Raw genomic sequence first — 19,986 nt, forward strand, 5'->3', positions numbered from 1 at the left:
GAGTATCTGAGTGATTTTATATGCCCAGAGAAAATCAATAGCCCGAACATTGTCAAAGGTCGTTTCAGATATATCGTATTCCATATAAAATCTATATTATGAACCAAGTTTTCCGGAAGTAATCAATTAAAATTGCGGAAGATTTTCTAAAACTGTCTTTTTAGGGTTATTAAAATTTTCATTTCACCTGGCTCTTGTTTTTATCCTTAACAAAGCTATCTTACGATGCAATTTATTCTCATTTTTTATATCTTTGCGTGCGATAAATCTAAAATAATTCCATATTCAGTGTCTCTTCTAAATACCTAAGGAAAATTAAGTTCGCTATCTTTGATTGAGAGTGAAGGGGGGTTATAATTATAAATGATTATTTTTGGAATGCGGGAAAAAGTAACAATTGACAAATAAAATGAACAGAAATAAGGATTAATAGCCTTTTACCAATACTATTCAAAAGAATTACTGTTTAATTGAAGAAAATAAATCATGGACAAATTTCTGTATAAATTAGAACTAGCTGACTTTGATCTTCAGGGAATGGATTTAATTGAAAAAAAGAAGAAAATTATTTCAAGCCTAAACTTGAATGATCAAGAGAAAAAACGACTGCTTGCCAGTCATTCAAAGCTAATTAAAAATCTAATAGACTATAAAACTGCGATCCACTATAAAAACATTTTAGACAGATTGGGGATCAAATGTAATATAACCAGGAATATATTGAACGATTATGATATGAAAAATCCGGTGGCCATTACCCACGCCGATCATATGGCGTTAAATGCTATTAAAACAGTATTCTGTACAAAATGTAACAAAGAGCAACCAGAGACCCGTGAATGCATCTACTGCGGCTTTCTAATAAAAGAAGGTGTTGATAAAATAAAAAACCAGCAGACTAAACTAAAAAAATCAAAGCCATCTCAGTGTAATGCCCATCAATCTCCGGCGATTTCCAATTTATCAACTTTTACTCGAGAAGAACTTAAACAATACATCCATCCCGCTCAGGAACCTAAAAGAGCCTTTTTTAAAAAACTGTTCAGGAAGAGTAAAAGGATCGGCACAAACATCCATAGAATCATAATCATTTTAGGATTGACAATTTTATTATGTACAATTCTGTTGTATTTTTGCAAGTTACTTTGGCTTATGTACCAGATGACTCCTGTTGGGAGTTATTACGTGGTGCATTATGTTGAAAAAACTGAGCCCATAAACCGACTGTTGGGCCGAAATTTTTTAATTTTCAGTTTTCGCATTTCCGTATCAGCATTAGTAATTTGTATGCTTGTCGGTATAATCAGTCGGTTTTTATATATTCACCAGTACCTTTACAAATCTAGAGGTATGATTGGGAAATTACTTTTCTGGGCGCTGCCTCTATCAATGTTGGTGGCTTATTATCTTCAGACCGTATTTATCCATGACCCCTGGTCTATGATTTTTATATATGCATCTGTCCCCACATTCTGTATATTCTCTTATTGTTTTGATTTTGTGGAATTAATTATTCCTGAACTGAGAGATGTATTTAAATTCTTAATCGCCTTAAAGGATAAATTAGTTCGCCGTGTAAAACAGCTTATGCTCCATTGAGTTGTTTGCGCCGTTACAGGCGATGAGAACTAATGATTATATGGTTTCTTTGATATTTTATTTATCTTGTTACTGGATAAATATAATTTATTATGTTCTCCAGCAATAGCCGATCATTTACATTCTATTGGAAAAACTTAAATGGTAGATATCCACAATTTTATGATATTGTTAGTCAAAATTGATAATTTTTAGATTAAATTGATCAATAATTGTCAAAAACTCTTCCGGCAGTCTCTTCTTTGCATTTGAAATAATCTCAGATGGTATCTCTGTATAGAAAGCCTGGGCAATTCCTCCGGCAATGCATGCGATGGTATCGCTGTCCCCTCCTAATGATATCCCTTTTCGAATCGTGTCTTCATAATCTGTTGAGTCGAAAAAAGCAATCATCGCTTCGGGCACCGAGCCCTGACAGGACACATCAAAATGATAACCCGGCCTGATTTCATCAATGGTGCGATTTAAATCATAGTTAAAGTGCTCGCTGATTTCCCGGCGAATTTCGGCCTTGGGTTTTCCTTGGCGGGCTAAAAAAATGGCCAGTGCCGTTGCCTGGGCACCCTTGATGCCTTCAGGGTGATTGTGTGTCACTTCAGCACTTTTTTTTGCTTCAGCCAGCACATCTTCAATTGAATGGAATGCAAAACCGACCGGGCTCACCCGCATGGCAGAACCGTTTCCCCAGCTGTGATAGGGTTTGCTGTCAGCAGAATGCAGCCAGCGGTAAAATGATCCTCCATAACCCGCATATGGATATTTTAATCCAAAATTTTTTATAGAAGTTGCATAATTGACATTATTTAAAATCGAAAAGGCCACTGCAACGGTCAGGACGGTATCGTCGGTAAATCTCGAATGGGGGCTGAACAGTGGAAAGGAGGTGCTTTTTATGGGATGGACCTCGTAAACAGAACCAATGATATCACCCGCTATAGCGCCTATCATTTGTGTCGCTTTCCCTTAAATACTATTGGCAACCTTTGTAAGAAATTGCCAACCATACCGTTACCATGCCCGGATCGGTCCATTCCACCCGGTGTTTTGTATGTGATGGAATAAGAATATAATCCCCGGGTGTTAAAACAATCGCTTTATCATCCCCTTCAAATAGCAATCCGGCGCTTCCTTTAAGCAAAATGACCCATTCATTTTCCTCCTGGTCATACCATTGATTAATGGGCGACGAGTGTCCCCTGGAAACAATGCGTTCGACTTTAAGGCTGTTTGATTTCACTATTTCATGAAACAGTTCTTGGGGAATATCATCAGGTATATTTTCAAAAATGTTTATCACATCATTCATGGTTTTCCCCAGGCTTCCTGAGATCAAGCGCGAATAATACTGAAACATAGAGCTGTTGGTCTCTATTTAACTAAACTAAAGGCCCAATACATATGTCCGGTAAACACCCACCCCCGTATAAATCTGCCATAAAGCCAGGAATAGCAGTACTGTATTGAATATCGCATGAATAACAGGGAGAATGGTTCGCTTTTTTTTCTTTCTGTCCATATAAATACCGGAGAAGATGGCAAACAGAATAAGGGGGATCATCAAAAATCCTATTTTAGCATGGACACCGGTAATGAACAGGCCATACCAGTTTGTTTTCACAATGTATAATCCAACCAAAAATCCAACCAGCATGATGGTGGTTGCTATTATGCCAAAACGAACATGCTGTTTCCAATTAAAGCGAATCTTTTTTTTCAAGTGGGCCATGCGGAATCGTGAAATTCCAAGCTTCATCACATAAAGGGCGATTAAAATACCCACAGATTCAAATATTGGATGGATAAGAAACATGAGTTGTCTCCTTCGTCCGCGGTACCCAACACCGCGCACAGATTTTTATGATTTGGCAGCCTTACCATCAAGTGTATTTTCAAGGTTATGCAATAATCACCGTTGAAGCTCGGGAGGCCATTCGCAAAAACCGGCATTCATTTGAAAGGGTTATAACCCGGTTTCTTATATAACCTGTCATGGTTATCAAGAATGTCTGGTTGATAAACCTTTTCAGTCCAGTCGTCGGGTTCGATTTCCTCGAAAGCCACAGACACCGATTTTTCCTCGCACTTTGCGATGGTGACCACATCCTTGACGATTACATCTGTGAGTTGTTTTTTTTGTTGCTCTGATCTCCCCGGATAGAGTTTCACAATGATATGGGGCATTATTTTTTCCTTTATCTTGTCGCATCACAGTCGAGGTAAGCCGCAAGGGGACCCTGGTCGGGTTCGGTGAATGCCATATCCCTAATTTACTCCATGGTAGCCGACTTGACAAAGTTACCAAGCACGTTTTTCAATTTTTATGACGGAATCGCATTGCGTAATGTCGTGGCTTTTTGCCGGGCATTTAGGATCATTATGACATAACCACACATGCCCTGTGCCATCTCCCCTGATTAGACCTTCTGGCACTTCTTTTGCATGAACATTTTAATTATAAGCCAATCGAGTTTCTTTATCCCCTAAGGTGGGTTGAATAATTTTTTGCCATTCGGCATCATCCCACGTTCCCAGCTGATCATGCATATTGAGGTATTTTTGAGGAATGGGATGGGTACCGTAAACCACTTCGAGGCCGTATTTTTTAATGATGAAGTTACTAAAATAGGTGATATGGGGACATGGGGGATACCCCACCACCAGTCCGGTAGCAAGATGTATCGCCTGGGCTCCGTTTCCCTTCATCTCTTCCACTGCATATTCAACATTGCCGCCAGGGCAGCCGTCGCAAGTGGTGTACCCCACAAGTTCAACTTCTATACCCTTATACCTGCTAAACGCACCTTCTCTGTTTCGCAATGATCTTAAACATTTTCCCCCTGCACACCTGCGATAACGGTCACAGATGATGATTCCAATTTTTGTTTTTTGTTCCATGTTACCTCCTGTGGTAAAAAATAAATAAAATGCTATCCTTTCTCAGTTGAAAATCTTAATGCTGCTCGAGCGAGTAACCGGGTAGAATCCAATGTTGGTAATGGGCAACCCATAAGTTAATGCCCGGTAACAGTAACAATTGTTGAATTAAATCTTGGCCCGCCACCAATTTCTTGAGGGGTGCTGCCAATCAAACCGTTCAGTGGCTTTCCCGTCAATCCTTCTAATTGCCTCGGGCACCACACCACCCTCTCAGGAAGGGTGTCAGAAACAGTCGCTTTTGCCTGAACTTGCCCCCGTTCATTTGCGATGGTAACGATATGGCCCTCCTTTATACCTTGCCGCTTCGCATCTTTGGAGTTTATTACCACCCTGGCAGGGATTGCACCATAAACCTCTTGAAACTGTGTACTGGTATATTTTGCTGTGGCGCTGTTCAGCATGATGAACTTGCCCTTCTCAATACACAGCGGAGTTTGTATGGGCAGGGGATTCAAACCATTTTCCGCAGCGATTGAAGAATACAACTCAATCTTTCCTGATGGAGTCGAATAATTATTCTTTGGTTTCGTCTTGAGTGTTAGCATCTTTCCGGATTTTAGGGGTTGGAAAGTCCCTTCCTCCAAAGCACTCTCAAGAGCCGACTCCACAGAAACCCAGGGCTCTTCATACAGCCATTCTTCCTTCAAACCAAGTCGCTCAGCAATTTTTCGCATGACCCATACTTCGCTTCGGCTGTTGGTGATCGGGCGGACGACTCTTGATGAATATTGGACGTAGTTATGTCCGTAAGGAATGGTCAGGTCTTCTTTTTCTAAATAGGTTGATGCGGGGAGAACAACGTCTGCGTATTGCGTCGTTTTTGTCCAATGCGTTTCGTGAACAACAGTAAAAATATCTGGTCGTGATATTCCTTCTCTGAAGGCATGCTGATTGGGAAGCGTTATGGCTGGATTCATGCAACTGATATATATAAACTTGAACTTGCCACTTTTTACCAGATCGGCAAGAGCGACTTGGCTTACAATTTTAGAGGTTTTAGCGGCGAGAGCTTGACCGGAAATGAGTGGTTCATCAACTGAAAAGGAACTTTCATTGCTGTAAAAAAATCCCCGGTGTAAACCGAGAAGCGCTGGAATGAATGATACAGCCCGAACTTGGTCGGCGCCCTGGTCGCATTTTTGCAAACCGATACCTATCATGGTTGTGCTGGGTGTCAAACTGCCATATGCGTCGCCCAACTGCTCAATATACCTCCAGGAAACTCCAGTGATTTGTTGTACCCTGTCCGGAGTCCACTTGCCGGCTTCCGCTGTTAAATGTTCAAAACCATGAGTCCATTCCTTAATAAACTTTCGATCCATGTAGCCGTTTTGGATCAAATGATTCATGACTCCATAGGCCAAGGCAACGTCAGTTCCAGGCATCGGTTGAATCCAAAGATCGGCGCTTTTGGCAGTTTTGCTTTCTCTTGGATCAATAACAATAATTTGAGCGCCCCGTTCTTTGCGGGCCTTTTTTGCCAGGGCCCACATGTGCGGTGAACTCACGGCGGCGTTAAAGCCCCAGAACACGACAAGATTCATGTTGAGGATCTCGATAGGCTTTATGCCATAGCTGTCGCCATAGTGCAAAGACAGTGCATCATGTCCGGATTTGCTGCATAAAGCCCAATTCGTTTGCGTAGCGCCAATACTATTCCACAGTCTTTTAGGGAATATTGTGGTTAACAACCCCATGTTTCCAGCGTAATCCAGATATAACACAGACTCCGAACCATATCTTTCAATGGTTTCACGGAGTTTCTGCGATACTACATCCAGAGCTTGTTCCCAGCTATCCTTCTCAAAGTGATCTCCGTTACGAAGGGAAGGATTTTCAACTCTATTGTGATGAAGCCGGATATGATCCTTGGCCCCCCTGGGGCAGGTAAAACCCTGTGTGATTGGATTCGTCGGGTCACCTGTTATGGATAAAATCTGTTCTGCCTTTCCAAGGGTGATTTTTAATGAACAAGTGTCATAACAGTCCCGAGCGCATACAGTCGAAACCTGTTTCATCGCACCAATCCTCAGTGTTTTTTAATAGGGTTTTTAGGTAATAAAGCCACAAGCAAAGAGAAGCGCCCTGTTGGACACCATATTAGTTAAACTAAAAAGGTGGAATCTCCGTTACATTGGATTATAATCACACACATTTCATATCATTTTTCATATGATTTTGTAACACATGGAGAAACCGGGACGAAAATGACACGGATGACCGAAAAAATCAATTTAAATCAGGGAATGGATATGGCGGTGGATTTTCATCAGGACATTTAACCTCACCTTTGCTCAGGGTGACCTTGAGCAAGGCATTGGGTTTCTTTAAGATTTGACTGAAAGGGTTGTTTTGTTTTCAGATATAAAATGATTGCGATTATAACAAACACAACTGAAAATATTTGGGCAGGTGAAAAATAATCTAAACCCGAGAATTCTCCTCGGTAATCACCTCTAAGATATTCAATAAAAAACCTGAAAATTCCATACGCATATAAATAAAAACATAATCTGTAGTTAACTCGAATATAAATAATCAATATAAAAAACAAGATAAACAAGAAGATAGAAGAGTATATTTGTGTCGGGTGTACAGGGGTATTCGGCCCGAGCTTTAATGATGCCGGGCTGTCTGAGGGGAATAGGATACCAATGGGCAAGGCTGTAGGGGTGCCGAAACAACAGCCTGCAAAAAAACAACCGATTCTACCGAAACCATGTGCCAGACATACAAAAGGACAGATCAGATTGAGTGTATACAGTAACGGGTAGTTGTTTATTTTCAATAAAGCAAGTAAGGTTATAACTCCAAACATTAATCCAGGCATTACCGTAATACCGGTAAATCGACTAAAGTCAAAAGCACTGGAAATTTTTCTGGTTAATAATATCTCATCCACCCGGTTACTTAAAATAAAGCCGATAAGGATTGAAGCTGCTAAATAATAAAATACATGATCAATATAGTGTTTGTTTTCATTTTTTGTGTACAGGTCAAATCCCCAAAAACCGGCAATCAATCCGATCCCTATCCATAAATTGTATATTGGAATTTGTACGGTATAATTAGAAACAACCGATATATATACTATGGGGCACATTTATTTTTATTCAACCATTTTAAAAAGGTGCAATTATATTGCAACTTGAATCATAATTGCACCTTAATATTAACTCAAGTTTTCCACCTTTCAATTTACCGCTTATCGTCTTGACAGCAACGGAGATCAGGGGTGTAAAATTTGAATAAACGATATGATGTCTATTCAGCAGGTTGATTTACCGGTGCGTCACCTTTTCCTCCGGAAACGAGTACCATAATAGCAGGAATTAAAAAAAGCAGCCCACTGGTAAAAAATTGCATGGTGTTATGCAGAGAAATCAATGCAGCAATTATGAGAAGAATACCGGAAAGCCTGGCTTTTTTCTTTATTTCAAAATTTCTGAAACCGATAATGCCTCCAACTAAACCCATGGCAGCTTGTAATATGGCCCATAAAAACATAGAAGCGCCCATTTCATTGGCTTCTGTTGCTGTGGCCGCATCACCCAGCTCGGAAGATAATTCGCCAAGTCCACTCATACACATTCCGGTGCACGCCCCAACTGCAAAGGACATAACGACACCAACAATTGATAGAACTAAAATTGCTACTTTCATCTGGTAATCCTCCCTTTTATAGTAATTGGTTTGCAGTATAAATATTCAACGGTTTGAAGATCTAACCGCCATCACAATGTTCTGTAGTTACTATCGGCATAAAAATGGAAAACTTAACTTTTTATTGAGACGGGATGATTAGTTTCTAATTGCCAATCAAGATTTACATGAAAATGCTGAGGGGTTTTGTTCCAATGTTTGCCAGTGATCTTAACAGGGTGTGTTTTCTAAAAGAATATGACGCGGTTTAAAAACAGGGGGGTAACAGCGAAAGAAAATAAAAATATTTCTTTAATTAAATCGGGTTATACCTGTAATCATAAAGACCTATATTCTCGAGAATTTTTTTTGAAATGATAAAAAATTACGTTCAAGGATCATGCTACCGGATTGGATAGGGTGCCTATTTTATCAATAGTCAGTTTAACCGTATCGCCGGGCTTTAGAAAAACCGGGGGGTTGCGAACAAATCCGACGCCGCTGGGTGTGCCGGTCAATATCACCGTTCCCGGCAAAAGTGTCATGACAGATGATAAAAACTCAATAATTTCGGCCACTGAAAAAATCATATCCGCAGTGTTTGTATTCTGCATGACCTTTCCATTTAAAACACATTTTATTTGCAGGGTTTGGGGGTCAGGAATTTCATCTGCGGTAACCAGTTTAGGCCCCAAAGGACAGAAGGTATCAAAGCTTTTACCTAAAACCCATTGCCCTCCGCCGGCCTTTTTTTGCCATCGCCTGGCAGAAACATCGTTTGCAATTGTGTATCCCAGAACAAAATCCAGGGCCTTATCTGCAGGAACGTTCTTGGCTACCTTTCCCATAACCACAGCCAGCTCAACCTCATAATCAACCTCCAAAGGATCAAGACACAAAGAAGGTATGATTATCGGATCGCCCGGATGGTTGAGCGCTGCCGGATTTTTCATAAATAGTACGGGATGCCTGGGAAGCTTGGCGCCTGTCTCCTGTGCATGCTGGTGATAGTTCAGGCCAATGCAAAGAATGGCAGCCGGGTCAACCGGTGCCAGCAATTTTTTTACGCCTGTCTTGTGTTTCGTTGGTTTAATACCGTCATACAAAGGACCATCAAGCAAAACGGCAGTATTATCTGCGTATTGTTGCCCAAAACAAACCGAATCGTTTTCATCGATAAAACGTATGATATGCATCAAAAATTCCTTTCATATTTAGTAACCGTACGGGTTCAAGTCTGCGTTATTCTCCATGGGCTCCACTTTGGAGGCCTATATATATGGCAATATTATTGCTCCTCTATCTTTTTTGATTCTATTATAGTCTTTTTTAACCCTAATAGTCAATCAGCTAAATCCTCGCCTTCAGTGCAAACCCATTTGGAATTTTATCTCCAGATATGTTTGATCTTTTTTTACACTGGTATTTTCTTGACAAGAATTCAACTTAGCAATAGTTATCCATAACCAACCTTTATAGGAGATATCTTTTGACGATCACCTTAATTACCCTTGGAATTCTTTGTGCCATTGGCGGCATCGTCGGTTGCATCCTTCCGGTGATTCCAGGACCTGCGCTCAGTTTTGTGTCTTTGATTATCTTATCGTATGCCAAAAACTGGCAGGCGTTTAGCACCGCTTTTCTGGTAACAATGGGTGTGCTGACTCTTTTGCTGTCGATTTTGGACTATGCCGTTCCAGTATTTGGCGCAAAAAAATTCGGCGCTTCAAAATTCGGCGTCTGGGGATCTATAATCGGCATGCTGGTGGGGTTTGTTTTTTTCCCGCCTTTGGGAATTTTCATCGGTGCATTTTTCGGTGCCTTGGCCGGAGAATTATTTGCCGGAAAGGACAGTAAAAAAGCGCTGCGAGCAGGCTGGGGCAGCTTTATCGGAAACATAGCAGCTATAGGAATTAAGCTTGCTTTTGCCGGTATTGTCGCTTTCTTTTATATCAAAGCGCTATTCTGATGGCGCCGAAGAAAGTTCTTTGTTCACCACTGAGCTCACAGAGAATATCTTTTTTATTAATTACTCAAGTTTCGCACCCATTTACAACGGTGGAGGCGGAATTTTTAAAACGTCGATTCACCTTGAAGGTGTGAATCGAGACCGTTATATGATTTTCTTCCAGGGGATATGAATTGAATCGGTTGCAGCGTGTCCGGATATTTGGGATAACGTCTATCCGTTGCTAAACAATATAACAGGGACGGTCTATCCCAAATATACGGACACTGCGAAAAGGGGGAATAGATGACCCACATATCCCCTTACAGAAAAAAATATAACCGTTTCGATTCACAGCTGATTTTATATGTTGCGTGCCGTCAGGGTATTACTTTCCGCCAAACCGGGGTGCCAAACTTGAGTTAATTATTTACCTCCGTGAGCTCCGTGATCTCTGTGGTACATTTGTTTTTGTGCCAGTTTCTTTACGCGCAAAAGACCCGGGCTGTTGTGCATGTACATCAGGGATGAATGATACCCGGCATCTATAAAAATGCGCTCCAGTTTATCAAATAGAACGGGACGATCCGGCCAGGTAAAAAGCTTTCTTTCCTGCTCAAGAGATTTCCATTCTTGGCGCAATCGCGGTTTCCCATCAAACACAGCTTTTATTGCCTGGTCACAAAGAAACATTTCACATACAATCGGTTTCACCCGCCACATGCATCCATGTTTGCCCAGATAGATGCACTTGAAACCGCTATTGGGTTGCTGAAGTATGGTGCATAAATCCTCTATTTCTTTTGTTTTCGAAGTCATCATATTGACAACCACATCAGCAAAAAAGGTAACAATGCCTTCTTTGGAACAACAGGCACTTCGTTTGCTCTGGTAACATTGTTGGCTGCAAATCTGGGTAAAGTGCTTGGCAAGGAAAGTGTTTACTTTATCGCGAAATAAGAGGTAATCGGTCAGAGCGTTGCTGAGCTTCATCCTTTCAGGCGTTGGAATACCGGCAAGGTACTCCTTTACCATCAGTATGGCATCAAGTTGCTCTTTTTGATATTCGTCCATATGAAAATATTAATACTATTTTTACCGAAAAAATTGCAATACAAAATTTGACTATTGATGCTTGCTATAAAGGCACGATTCAGCTATAAACACATCCCTTGAATGCAGAAAACATATAGAAAACCTTTGTTCAACATTTTAGAAAATGAATAACAATTCATCTATTGCCGTGGTAGGGATGGCAGGGTTATTCCCGGATGCCCCCGACCTTGATACATTCTGGCAGAATATCATAAATAAAGCACAAGCATCCCGTGAGGTGCCCAAAAACAGGTGGATCGTCGATCCTGAACTGATGGTTCATCCTGACCCAATGCCCGATAAAGCGCTTTCCAGTCGATGCTGCCTGATTAATGATTTTCAATTTGATCCGCAAGGAATTGACATTGATCATGATATATTGAAAGAGCTCGATCCTTTGTACCACCTAGTTCTCCATACAGGCAGGGCTGCCATTGCAGATTGCCAGGTCCCACTTCATTCAAAAAATCGCACGGGTGTGGTTCTGGCGGCAATTGCACTGCCCACAGATGCGTCTTCGGCCATCACCAGAGAGATATTGGGGTCATCCCTGGAAGAAAAGCTGTTTGGCAGTCGCACGATTCATCCTGTTACCAGGAATCAGTCCCTTTCCTCCAGGGTGACAAGCCTTCCGGGAGCTGTACTTGCCAAAGGCTTTGGCCTTAGCGGCGGAAGTTATACCCTGGATGCTGCCTGCGCCTCATCTATTTATGCGGTTAAACTGGCCTGTGATGAGCTTTTGTCTCACCGTGCCGATGCAATGCTGGCCGGCGGCGTATCAAGGCCGGAATGCCTTTATACTCAGGTCGGTTTCAGTCAGCTTCAGGCTTTATCTCCTTCAGGTCGCTGTGCTCCTTTTGACGAAAGTGCGGACGGCCTTGTGGTGGGAGAAGGTGCCGGTATTCTTGTGTTAAAGAGACTTGAAGATGCCATTCACGAGAAAGACAGAATCTACGGTCTCATAAAAGGCATCGGTCTTTCCAATGACATGAGGGGAAATCTTCTTGCTCCTGAAAGCAAAGGCCAGGTTCGTGCCATGAAAAACGCTTATCGATCTGCCGGCTGGTTACCCCACGATGTTGATCTTATCGAATGCCACGGCGCAGGCACACCGGTGGGAGATACCACTGAGTTGCACAGCCTTAGAAGCCTCTGGGGCGAATCCGGCTGGTCCTCCAAACAATGTCCAATCGGGTCAATCAAGTCGATGATCGGTCACCTTTTGACAGGTGCCGGTGCAGCAGGCATGATTAAGACCCTGTTGGCCTTTAAACACAGGATCCTTCCACCATCACTAAATTTTTCAAAAGCTTCGGAGAAAAGTCCTCTGCGAAACAGCCCCTTTCGCGTGCAGACATCTGCCGAAAAATGGAAAAAAAGAAATGCCGATCTTCCCCGCCGCGCCGCGGTCAGTGCATTCGGCTTTGGCGGAATAAACGGTCATCTCCTTTTCGAACAGTGGGTCTCAGAAACCGGTAAATCCCTGGTAAAAACAAGGCATCCAGCAGCCAGTATTCCCCATAAACAGGAATCTCCACTTCGTCCCGACCCGCCTGCAGTACCCACCACCAAACAACATGTCCCCATCGCCATTGTCGGCATGGAAACTATCTTCGGATCTTTAGATTCATTGAGAGATTTTCAGAAAGTTGTCTTAGGCGGCAAATCAAATATCATTAAAAAGCCAAAAGACAGGTGGGTGGGTTGTGACCATATCGCTAACAGGCACTTGGGCCGACAGGCTTTTTACGGTGGCTTTATCGATGAAATTTCAATCGACATGGGAGATTTCCGCATACCGCCAATCGAAGTTTATGACATACTCCCCCAGCATTTGCTAATGCTTAAGGTTGCAGCAGGCGCCATGGCCGATGCAAATCTTCCATTAAGAAAAGAACGCCCTCAAATGGGAGTGATCATCGGTCTTGAATTCGATTTTGAAGCAACCAATTTTCACCATCGTTGGAATTTATCCAATTCGGTTGAAAACTGGGAAAAAAAATATCAGCTTGAGTTGAATGAAAGTCAGGCACAAGCCTGGCTTCAATCGCTAAAGAAAGAATCCGGTCACCCCCTTTCTCATACCCGAACACTTGGCGCTTTGGGTGGAATTGTTGCCAGCCGGATTGCCAGGGAATTTCGTTTTGGCGGGCCCAGTTTTATTGTTTCCTGCGGAGAATCGTCCGGGTTGCGGGCGCTTGAAACAGGCGTCCGATTTCTTCAGCAGGGCGAAACAAACAGCATGCTGGTGGGTGCGATTGATCTTTTCGGTGACGTACGCAGCGTCATTACCTCTAACATGATTATTCCATTTTCTAAACAGGATCACATTCGCCCCTTTGACATATCTGCAGACGGTACCCTGCCGGGGGAAGGAGCCGCCGCACTTATACTTAAGAGGCTGGATACTGCTATTGAAGACGGTGACAGAATTTATTCCGTAATCAAAGGAATCGGAAGCGCAAGCGGGGGAGGTATTAAAGAAAGTGTGCCGTCAAAAAGCTCATATATGCTTTCATTAAGGCGTTGTTTTCAGGATGCCGATATACCTCCATCTTCTGTCAGTTATGTTGAAACCCACGGAAGCGGAGACAGACGGCAAGACGCTGTAGAATCAGAGGCACTTTGCGACTATTTTTCCAAAAATCCGAACCGTAATGACAGACCCTGTGCACTGGGTTCCGTGAAACCAAATGTCGGGCATACCGGTGCTGTTGCAGGACTTGCGTCACTGGTTAAAACAAGTCTCAGCCTGTACCAGGAAATAATTCCCCCGTTAAATAATTTTATTGAGCCGGTTGAAACCCTCCGGCAAAACACAGCTTTCCATATCCCTGTTTTCCCACAGTTCTGGCTTAGAGATAGACAAGACGGCCCCCGCAGGGCATGTGTCGCATCCATGACCCCCGACGGAACAACCATGCATGTCGTTCTTGAAGGTTTTGAGTATTTATCGGCCGAAGATCTATCCGGGCAGACACAAAAAAAGGTTTTACAGGAAAGAAAAAGGCCATTGGGAGTCAGTCCTTACGGAATGTTTGTCGTTGAAGGAGACAGCAAGAATTCTTTAATACAAGGCCTGGAATCTCTTTTAATTCATAGCAAAAAAAAGTCTTTGTCCACACGGGAAAATATTGAGCACCTGGCGCGCAGCTGGTATCGGGAAAACAAATCACATCCACACCAAAAATATGCGGTTTCAATTACAGCAGAGAATATTTCCCGGCTTGAAAATTTAGTTGCCCAGGCAAAAAGTGCCGTGTTATCCGATACACCTCAAAGAGCAAACGGGTCGGGTGGAATTCATTATTCTATAAACCGTCTGGGTCTGACAGGTGAAACCGCACTCGTCTTTCCCGGCTCCGGGAACCATTATATCTCAATGGGCAGAGGTATTGGTGTACAGTGGCCCGATATCTTACGGGGGATGGATGCAAAGACCCTTCAGTTAAAAACCCAGCTTCTCCCAGGTTGCTTTCTTCCGCAGAGAATTTCGTGGTCGCCGGGATGGGAGAAAGACGCCATGGAAAAAATTATATCCGATCCGCTTCATATGATTTTTGGCCAGGTTGCACATGGCGGTGTGGTTTCCAGCCTCATGAATTACTTTGAGTTGAAACCTTCCGCAGTGATTGGATACAGTCTGGGTGAGTCGGCAGGGCTTTTTGCAATGGGTGCATGGCCTGATCGCGGTCAAATGCTGAAGCGCATGCAACGCACGGACCTTTTTTCCAATTCACTCGCCGGGCCGTGTCACGCTGCTCGAAAAGCCTGGGGGCTTTCCGCTAATGAAGAGGTTAACTGGTGTGTTGCCGTGGTTAATCGCTCTGCAGATACTGTTCGCAAAGTGATTAAAAAATGGCCGACCACACGGCTTCTGATCATCAATACTCCGGATGAGTGTGTGATTGGCGGCAGGGAGATCCATGTAAAAGCCGCCATAAATATGCTGGGTTGTACGGCACTTTTTTTAGACGGTGTGATTACCGTCCACTGCGATGCGGCAATACCTGTGGCAGAGGCATACAAGGCCCTGCATATTTTTCCCACCAGTCAGCCGGGCAATTTAAAATTTTACAGCTGTGCCCTAGGAAAATCATACGATCTCACCAGTAAGAGTACGGCCGATTCAATTTTACAGCAGGCCATTGCCGGCTTCGATTTTCCTGCTGTCATAAAGCAGGCATATAGAGACGGCATCCGCATCTTTCTGGAAATGGGACCTGGCTCGTCCTGCACCAGAATGATCAATAAAATCCTTAAAAGCAAACCACATCTAGCTGCCAGCGCATGTGTGAATGGTGAAGACGACTATATTACGATATTAAATGTGCTAAGCGCCCTTTCAGCGGAACGTGCTTCGGTCAACCTGGATAAACTATACGGAAATGATTTTTATCCTCCGACAGTTGCCTTAAAGGATAAGGACAAAATTACCGGTCGGGTAAGCATTATTGTCGGAGGAAAATCTCCTTCCCTTGCCGTACCTCCTTTAAAAAGTAGAAAACAAAAACCAGGCTTCGCTTTCGGCTACGCCCGGCAAGCCAGCAACCAACAGAGCCAGTTGGAGCAAAGAGAAAATCTTGCTAAAAGCGGAGCATACAGCAAAGCCAGTTGGAGCGAAGCGGAAATCCCGCTGAAAGCGGGGCAGAAGGAAACGAGAACCCGACATCAAGACCTTATCAAAACCATGTCTGAAAATATTGAAGCCACCTCAAAAGCGCATCAAAAATTTTTGGACTTTTCAAACAACTTAACAAAAAATTTTGCAAAAACATTTTCCCTTCAAACAAAGCTGATTGAAACTGTTATCAAAGACGAAGGATACGCCCCTGAAGGCGAAGATTCACCACATCGCATTTTCCCGGAACCGGCCTTTTCCCGTGAGATGTGTATGGAATTTGCCACCGGCTCTGTTGCCAAAGTACTCGGCCCTGAATTCGCCGTCGTCGATACCTACAAGGCAAGAGTGCGCCTTCCGGATGAGCCGTTGATGCTGGTTGACAGGATCATTTCAGTAGAAGGTGAAAAAGGCTCCATGAGTCATGGCCGAGTGGTGACCGAGCATGACGTACTTCCCGATGCCTGGTATCTGGACGGTGGTCACGCTCCGGTATGTATCTCGGTGGAAGCCGGGCAGGCAGATCTTTTTTTATGCGCCTATCTGGGTATAGACCTTGTGGTTAAGGGCAAAAGAACATACCGGCTTCTTGATGCAAATGTCATCTTCCACGCAGGATTGCCACAGCCCGGTGATATCATTCGCTATGAAATTGAAATAGAAAAATTTGTGCGGCAAGGGGATACCTATCTCTTCTTTTTCAACTTTGAAGGACGAATCAATCACAATTTACTAATCAGCATGTCAAACGGATGTGCCGGTTTTTTTACCGAAGATGAGGTGATACGTTCAGGGGGAATTATCCTTACCGATGAAGATACCCGGCCATTAAAGGGCAAAATAATGGATGACTGGAACAATCTGGTTGGGTTATATCCTGAAAGCTATGACGATGATGCGGTGGAAGCACTTAGAAAGGGTGACCTGTCAAAGTGCTTCGGCCCGCTGTTTAACGGAATGAATCTTTCCGAGGCTCTGAGACTCCCGGGTGGCCGCATGAAACTGATCGACCGTATTCTTTCTTTCGATCCTGCAGGTGGTCGATACGGACTCGGTTCTATTAAGGGGCAGGCGGATATTCATCCGGACGACTGGTTTTTGACCTGCCATTTTAAAGACGACATGGTCATGCCCGGTACCCTTATGTATGAATGCTGCGCCCATACCCTCAGAATATTTATCCAGCGGATCGGCTGGGTAACGGACAAACCGGACGTATGCTACGAGCCGGTCACAGGCGTTGAAAGTGTTCTTAAATGCCGCGGGCCTGTGACTCCGAAAACCAAGCAGGTTATTTACCAAGTGGATATCAAAGAGCTGGGGTACGCGCCCGAACCTTACGTGATTGCCGATGCAGACATGTATGCAGACGGCCACCATATTGTAAGATTTAAAGACATGTCCATGAAAATGACAGGGATAACACGGGAAGAAATCGAATCATTCTGGGAAAACAAATCAAACTTAATATCTAAAAAGCGACCGGCAACTCTAAACTCGCAGCCCGTAAGCCGCGATCCGCAACCCGCAACCCGCAGCCCGCAACCCGCCATATTTGATCGCAACCACATTTTAGAATTTACCACTGGAAAGCCGTCAAAAGCATTCGGCGATTTGTATCAGCCGTTTGACAGTGAAAGATTCATCGCCAGACTTCCCGCACCCCCATATTCCTTTATCGACCGAATTGTATCCATCGAGCCTGAACAGTGGCTCCTGGAACCCGACGGATGGGTCGAAGCGGAATACGACGTAAGCCCTGATGCCTGGTACTTTAAAGCCAACAGAGCCCCTTTTATGCCCTATTGTATCATAAACGAAATAGCGCTCCAAACGTGCGGATGGCTGGCCGCATACATGGGATCAGCCCTTAAAAGTCAAAAAGACCTTAAATTCAGAAACCTTGGAGGAAATACGACCTTATATCAAAACATTCCGCCCGATAAAAATACCCTGACTTCTCGTGCCAGATTGACACAGGTTTCTAAGGCCGGCGATATGGTTATTGAAGAGTTTGATATTCAGGTTTTTCAATCCGGCTTAAAAATCTACCAGGGTGACACCAGCTTCGGCTTCTTCACCAGAGAAGCGCTGGCTGTACAAAAGGGCATTCATGGTAAGGACCAACAGACTTATGAACCGGGAGCCGGAAAAATAGAAAAGGCCGAATCATTTGCTATTAAACACGAACCGCCATTGACTCCTGACGATCAAGACGATGATAAAATTGATCGAGCACATTTTTTCTCAATGCCTGCCAAGGCTATTCTCATGCTCGACCAAATAGACATGTACGTTCCTGACGGCGGGCCATATGGCCTCGGCTTTATCCGCGGAATAAAAAAAGTGAACCCGGATGAATGGTTTTTCCAGGCACACTTTTTCCAGGACCCCGTATGCCCCGGTTCCCTCGGAATAGAATCTTTTCTGCAACTGATCAGGTTCATTGCCATAAATCGATTCAAACACCTTGAAAACAGCCATCGTTTGGAGCTGTTAACACAAACTCCTCACAACTGGATTTATCGTGGCCAGATTCTTCCGCAAAATAAAAAAATTGAGGTTGAAGCTGTGGTCACTCAAATGTCCGACAAACCGAATCCTGAAATTATTGCAAATGGATACTTGAAAGTTGATGGACTTTATATATATAAGATGGACAACTTCGGTTTTAGACTGGTTCCGGTAAAGTAGGTGTTTAGAGATATCATATAAACAATTTGTTGTTGCTCTCAGCTGGCAGTTTTTAAGTTAAAAGATGATGTCACGAGTTGCGAGTTGCGAGTTGCTAATCGAAAACAATCTTTTTTTATAACCCGCAACACGGAATCCGCAACAGGAACCATTGATCCAGCAATTTTTATTCACTGATATTAAAGAGCCGAATTCAGATATTCCGGCTTTAAGGTGTTATGCTTTACTCCAAAGTTTATATTGATGCTTTCGGCTATGAACTGGCCCCCAACGTGGTCACATCGGATGATCTTGAAAAGCGGCTTGAACCACTTTATGAGGCGCTTCATTTTCAAAAAGGTCAACTAGAGGCGTTAACCGGAATCCGAGAGCGCCGGTTCTGGAATCCTGGCTACAAGATGTATGAAGGTGCAGTAAAAGCGGGGAAAAAAGCCATTGAGAATTCAGGTATTGCCCCTGAATCTATCGGAATGCTTATCTATGGCGGGGTATGCCGAGACAACCTGGAGCCTGCCACTGCCTGTTCAGTAGCTCACGGGCTGGGCCTGGGGTCGGATACCCAGGTTTATGATGTTTCCAATGCCTGTCTGGGTATTTTAAACGGAATGGTCCAGATTGCCAATGCCATTGAACTCGGACATATGAAAGCAGGGGTGGTTGTATCCTGTGAATCTGCCCGCCAAATCGTGGACATCACCATTGATCGCCTCCTTGCCGCAAAAGATATGGAAATGTTTAAAAAAACCGTGGCCACACTTACAGGAGGGTCAGGTGCGGTGGCGGTGGTGCTTACCGATAAACTGCTTTCCGATAAAGGACACCGTCTACTTGGTGGGGTGATAAGGAGTGCTTCAGAGCACTATAAGCTATGTCGCTGGGGGCCGAATACCGGTATTCCTTCAAACAGCCCCCAGATTATGGAGACGGATTCTGTGGGTGTTTTGCAAAACGGCGTTAAGCTGGGCATAGAAACGTTTAACGCTTTTAGAAATGAGCTTTCATGGCCGAATAACAAACCGGATAAAATCATCTGCCATCAGGTAGGCGCCACCCATCAAAATACCATCCTTGAGTCTATTGGAATTGATAAAAAAAAGGATTTCACCACCTTTAAGTATCTGGGAAACATAGGAACCGTATCTCTTCCGATTACCGCTGCCATTGCCTCAGAGCGTGAATTTTTAGCTAAAAATGATCTGGTCGGTTTTTTAGGAATCGGCAGTGGGTTGAACTGCCTGATGCTTGGAATTAAGTGGTAAGCTACGCGTTGCGGGTTGCGAGGTACGGGTTGCGGGGTACGTGGTGCGGGAGAAAGGTGTTTTGAATATCGAATATCGTAGCGCCAGGCGAAGTCTGGAGCGTTGGAATAGGTGGCGAAAGAGCCACATTTGAAATTCGCTGAAGGAGTCTAATGGGTTCAAAACCCATCCGGTAAGGGCTGTCACCCAAC

Annotated in this window: 14 protein-coding genes; 4 read left to right on the forward strand and 10 right to left on the reverse strand. The window is 43.6% G+C overall.

Annotated elements, in window-relative coordinates; genetic code table 11:
• Nucleotides 1–486: 486 nt before the first annotated feature.
• Nucleotides 487–1,599 carry a hypothetical protein gene (locus tag SWH54_13140; protein MDY6792200.1) on the forward strand — a complete coding sequence of 371 codons (1,113 nt, stop codon included), beginning with the start codon at nt 487–489 and terminating at the stop codon, nt 1,597–1,599.
• Nucleotides 1,600–1,770: 171 nt separating this feature from the next.
• Here the strand turns inward: SWH54_13140 and SWH54_13145 are convergent, their stop codons facing one another.
• The 9 genes from SWH54_13145 to SWH54_13185 all read right to left on the reverse strand — a co-directional run bounded on the left by SWH54_13145 (nt 1,771) and on the right by SWH54_13185 (nt 9,374).
• Nucleotides 1,771–2,547: an ADP-ribosylglycohydrolase family protein gene (locus SWH54_13145; protein MDY6792201.1), complete on the reverse strand. Its 777-nt coding sequence runs from the start codon at nt 2,545–2,547 to the stop codon at nt 1,771–1,773.
• 22 nt (nt 2,548–2,569) lie between these two features.
• A complete protein-coding gene (locus SWH54_13150; protein ID MDY6792202.1) occupies nt 2,570–2,905 on the reverse strand; it encodes a cupin domain-containing protein in 336 nt (111 codons plus the stop codon).
• Between the two features lie 75 nt (nt 2,906–2,980).
• Nucleotides 2,981–3,409 (reverse strand): DUF4079 family protein, encoded by a 429-nt coding sequence (locus SWH54_13155; protein MDY6792203.1) that lies wholly within the window; start codon nt 3,407–3,409, stop codon nt 2,981–2,983.
• Nucleotides 3,410–3,546: 137 nt separating this feature from the next.
• Complete coding sequence (locus tag SWH54_13160) at nt 3,547–3,780, reverse strand: tautomerase family protein (protein MDY6792204.1); 234 nt, start codon at nt 3,778–3,780, stop codon at nt 3,547–3,549.
• Between the two features lie 267 nt (nt 3,781–4,047).
• Complete coding sequence (locus tag SWH54_13165) at nt 4,048–4,494, reverse strand: CGGC domain-containing protein (GenBank protein MDY6792205.1); 447 nt, start codon at nt 4,492–4,494, stop codon at nt 4,048–4,050.
• 116 nt (nt 4,495–4,610) lie between these two features.
• Nucleotides 4,611–6,554, reverse strand: a complete 1,944-nt coding sequence (locus SWH54_13170; GenBank protein ID MDY6792206.1) for a molybdopterin-dependent oxidoreductase — start codon at nt 6,552–6,554, stop codon at nt 4,611–4,613.
• A gap of 266 nt (nt 6,555–6,820) precedes the next feature.
• Nucleotides 6,821–7,639, reverse strand: a complete 819-nt coding sequence (locus SWH54_13175) for a prolipoprotein diacylglyceryl transferase (protein ID MDY6792207.1) — start codon at nt 7,637–7,639, stop codon at nt 6,821–6,823.
• A 161-nt stretch (nt 7,640–7,800) separates the two neighbouring features.
• Nucleotides 7,801–8,199: a hypothetical protein gene (locus tag SWH54_13180; GenBank protein ID MDY6792208.1), complete on the reverse strand. Its 399-nt coding sequence runs from the start codon at nt 8,197–8,199 to the stop codon at nt 7,801–7,803.
• Nucleotides 8,200–8,576: 377 nt separating this feature from the next.
• Nucleotides 8,577–9,374, reverse strand: a complete 798-nt coding sequence (locus SWH54_13185) for a fumarylacetoacetate hydrolase family protein (protein MDY6792209.1) — start codon at nt 9,372–9,374, stop codon at nt 8,577–8,579.
• A gap of 293 nt (nt 9,375–9,667) precedes the next feature.
• Here SWH54_13185 and SWH54_13190 point away from each other — a divergent pair, with 293 nt between their 5' ends.
• Entirely contained in the window at nt 9,668–10,147 is a 480-nt protein-coding gene (locus SWH54_13190; protein MDY6792210.1) for a DUF456 domain-containing protein, read from the forward strand.
• Nucleotides 10,148–10,552: 405 nt separating this feature from the next.
• Here the strand turns inward: SWH54_13190 and SWH54_13195 are convergent, their stop codons facing one another.
• A complete protein-coding gene (locus SWH54_13195; GenBank protein ID MDY6792211.1) occupies nt 10,553–11,200 on the reverse strand; it encodes a hypothetical protein in 648 nt (215 codons plus the stop codon).
• 145 nt (nt 11,201–11,345) lie between these two features.
• On the opposite strand from SWH54_13195, the gene SWH54_13200 reads away from it, so the two are divergent.
• Both SWH54_13200 and SWH54_13205 read left to right on the forward strand, forming a co-directional pair.
• Nucleotides 11,346–18,536, forward strand: coding sequence for a beta-ketoacyl synthase N-terminal-like domain-containing protein (locus SWH54_13200; protein MDY6792212.1), 7,191 nt, complete (start codon nt 11,346–11,348; stop codon nt 18,534–18,536).
• A gap of 218 nt (nt 18,537–18,754) precedes the next feature.
• A complete protein-coding gene (locus SWH54_13205) occupies nt 18,755–19,795 on the forward strand; it encodes a 3-oxoacyl-ACP synthase III (protein MDY6792213.1) in 1,041 nt (346 codons plus the stop codon).
• Nucleotides 19,796–19,986 lie beyond the last annotated feature (191 nt).

The organism is Thermodesulfobacteriota bacterium, from assembly GCA_034189135.1.
Classification (GTDB): Bacteria; Desulfobacterota; Desulfobacteria; order Desulfobacterales; family JAUWMJ01; genus JAUWMJ01.

Coding starts and splice junctions, on each gene's coding strand:
- SWH54_13140 (MDY6792200.1), top strand. CDS start 487: ATGGACAAATTTCTGTATAAATTAGAACTAGCTGACTTTGATCTTCAG.
- SWH54_13145 (MDY6792201.1), bottom strand. CDS start 2,547: ATGATAGGCGCTATAGCGGGTGATATCATTGGTTCTGTTTACGAGGTC.
- SWH54_13150 (MDY6792202.1), bottom strand. CDS start 2,905: ATGAATGATGTGATAAACATTTTTGAAAATATACCTGATGATATTCCC.
- SWH54_13155 (MDY6792203.1), bottom strand. CDS start 3,409: ATGTTTCTTATCCATCCAATATTTGAATCTGTGGGTATTTTAATCGCC.
- SWH54_13160 (MDY6792204.1), bottom strand. CDS start 3,780: ATGCCCCATATCATTGTGAAACTCTATCCGGGGAGATCAGAGCAACAA.
- SWH54_13165 (MDY6792205.1), bottom strand. CDS start 4,494: ATGGAACAAAAAACAAAAATTGGAATCATCATCTGTGACCGTTATCGC.
- SWH54_13170 (MDY6792206.1), bottom strand. CDS start 6,554: ATGAAACAGGTTTCGACTGTATGCGCTCGGGACTGTTATGACACTTGT.
- SWH54_13175 (MDY6792207.1), bottom strand. CDS start 7,639: ATGTGCCCCATAGTATATATATCGGTTGTTTCTAATTATACCGTACAA.
- SWH54_13180 (MDY6792208.1), bottom strand. CDS start 8,199: ATGAAAGTAGCAATTTTAGTTCTATCAATTGTTGGTGTCGTTATGTCC.
- SWH54_13185 (MDY6792209.1), bottom strand. CDS start 9,374: ATGCATATCATACGTTTTATCGATGAAAACGATTCGGTTTGTTTTGGG.
- SWH54_13195 (MDY6792211.1), bottom strand. CDS start 11,200: ATGGACGAATATCAAAAAGAGCAACTTGATGCCATACTGATGGTAAAG.
- SWH54_13200 (MDY6792212.1), top strand. CDS start 11,346: ATGAATAACAATTCATCTATTGCCGTGGTAGGGATGGCAGGGTTATTC.
- SWH54_13205 (MDY6792213.1), top strand. CDS start 18,755: ATGCTTTACTCCAAAGTTTATATTGATGCTTTCGGCTATGAACTGGCC.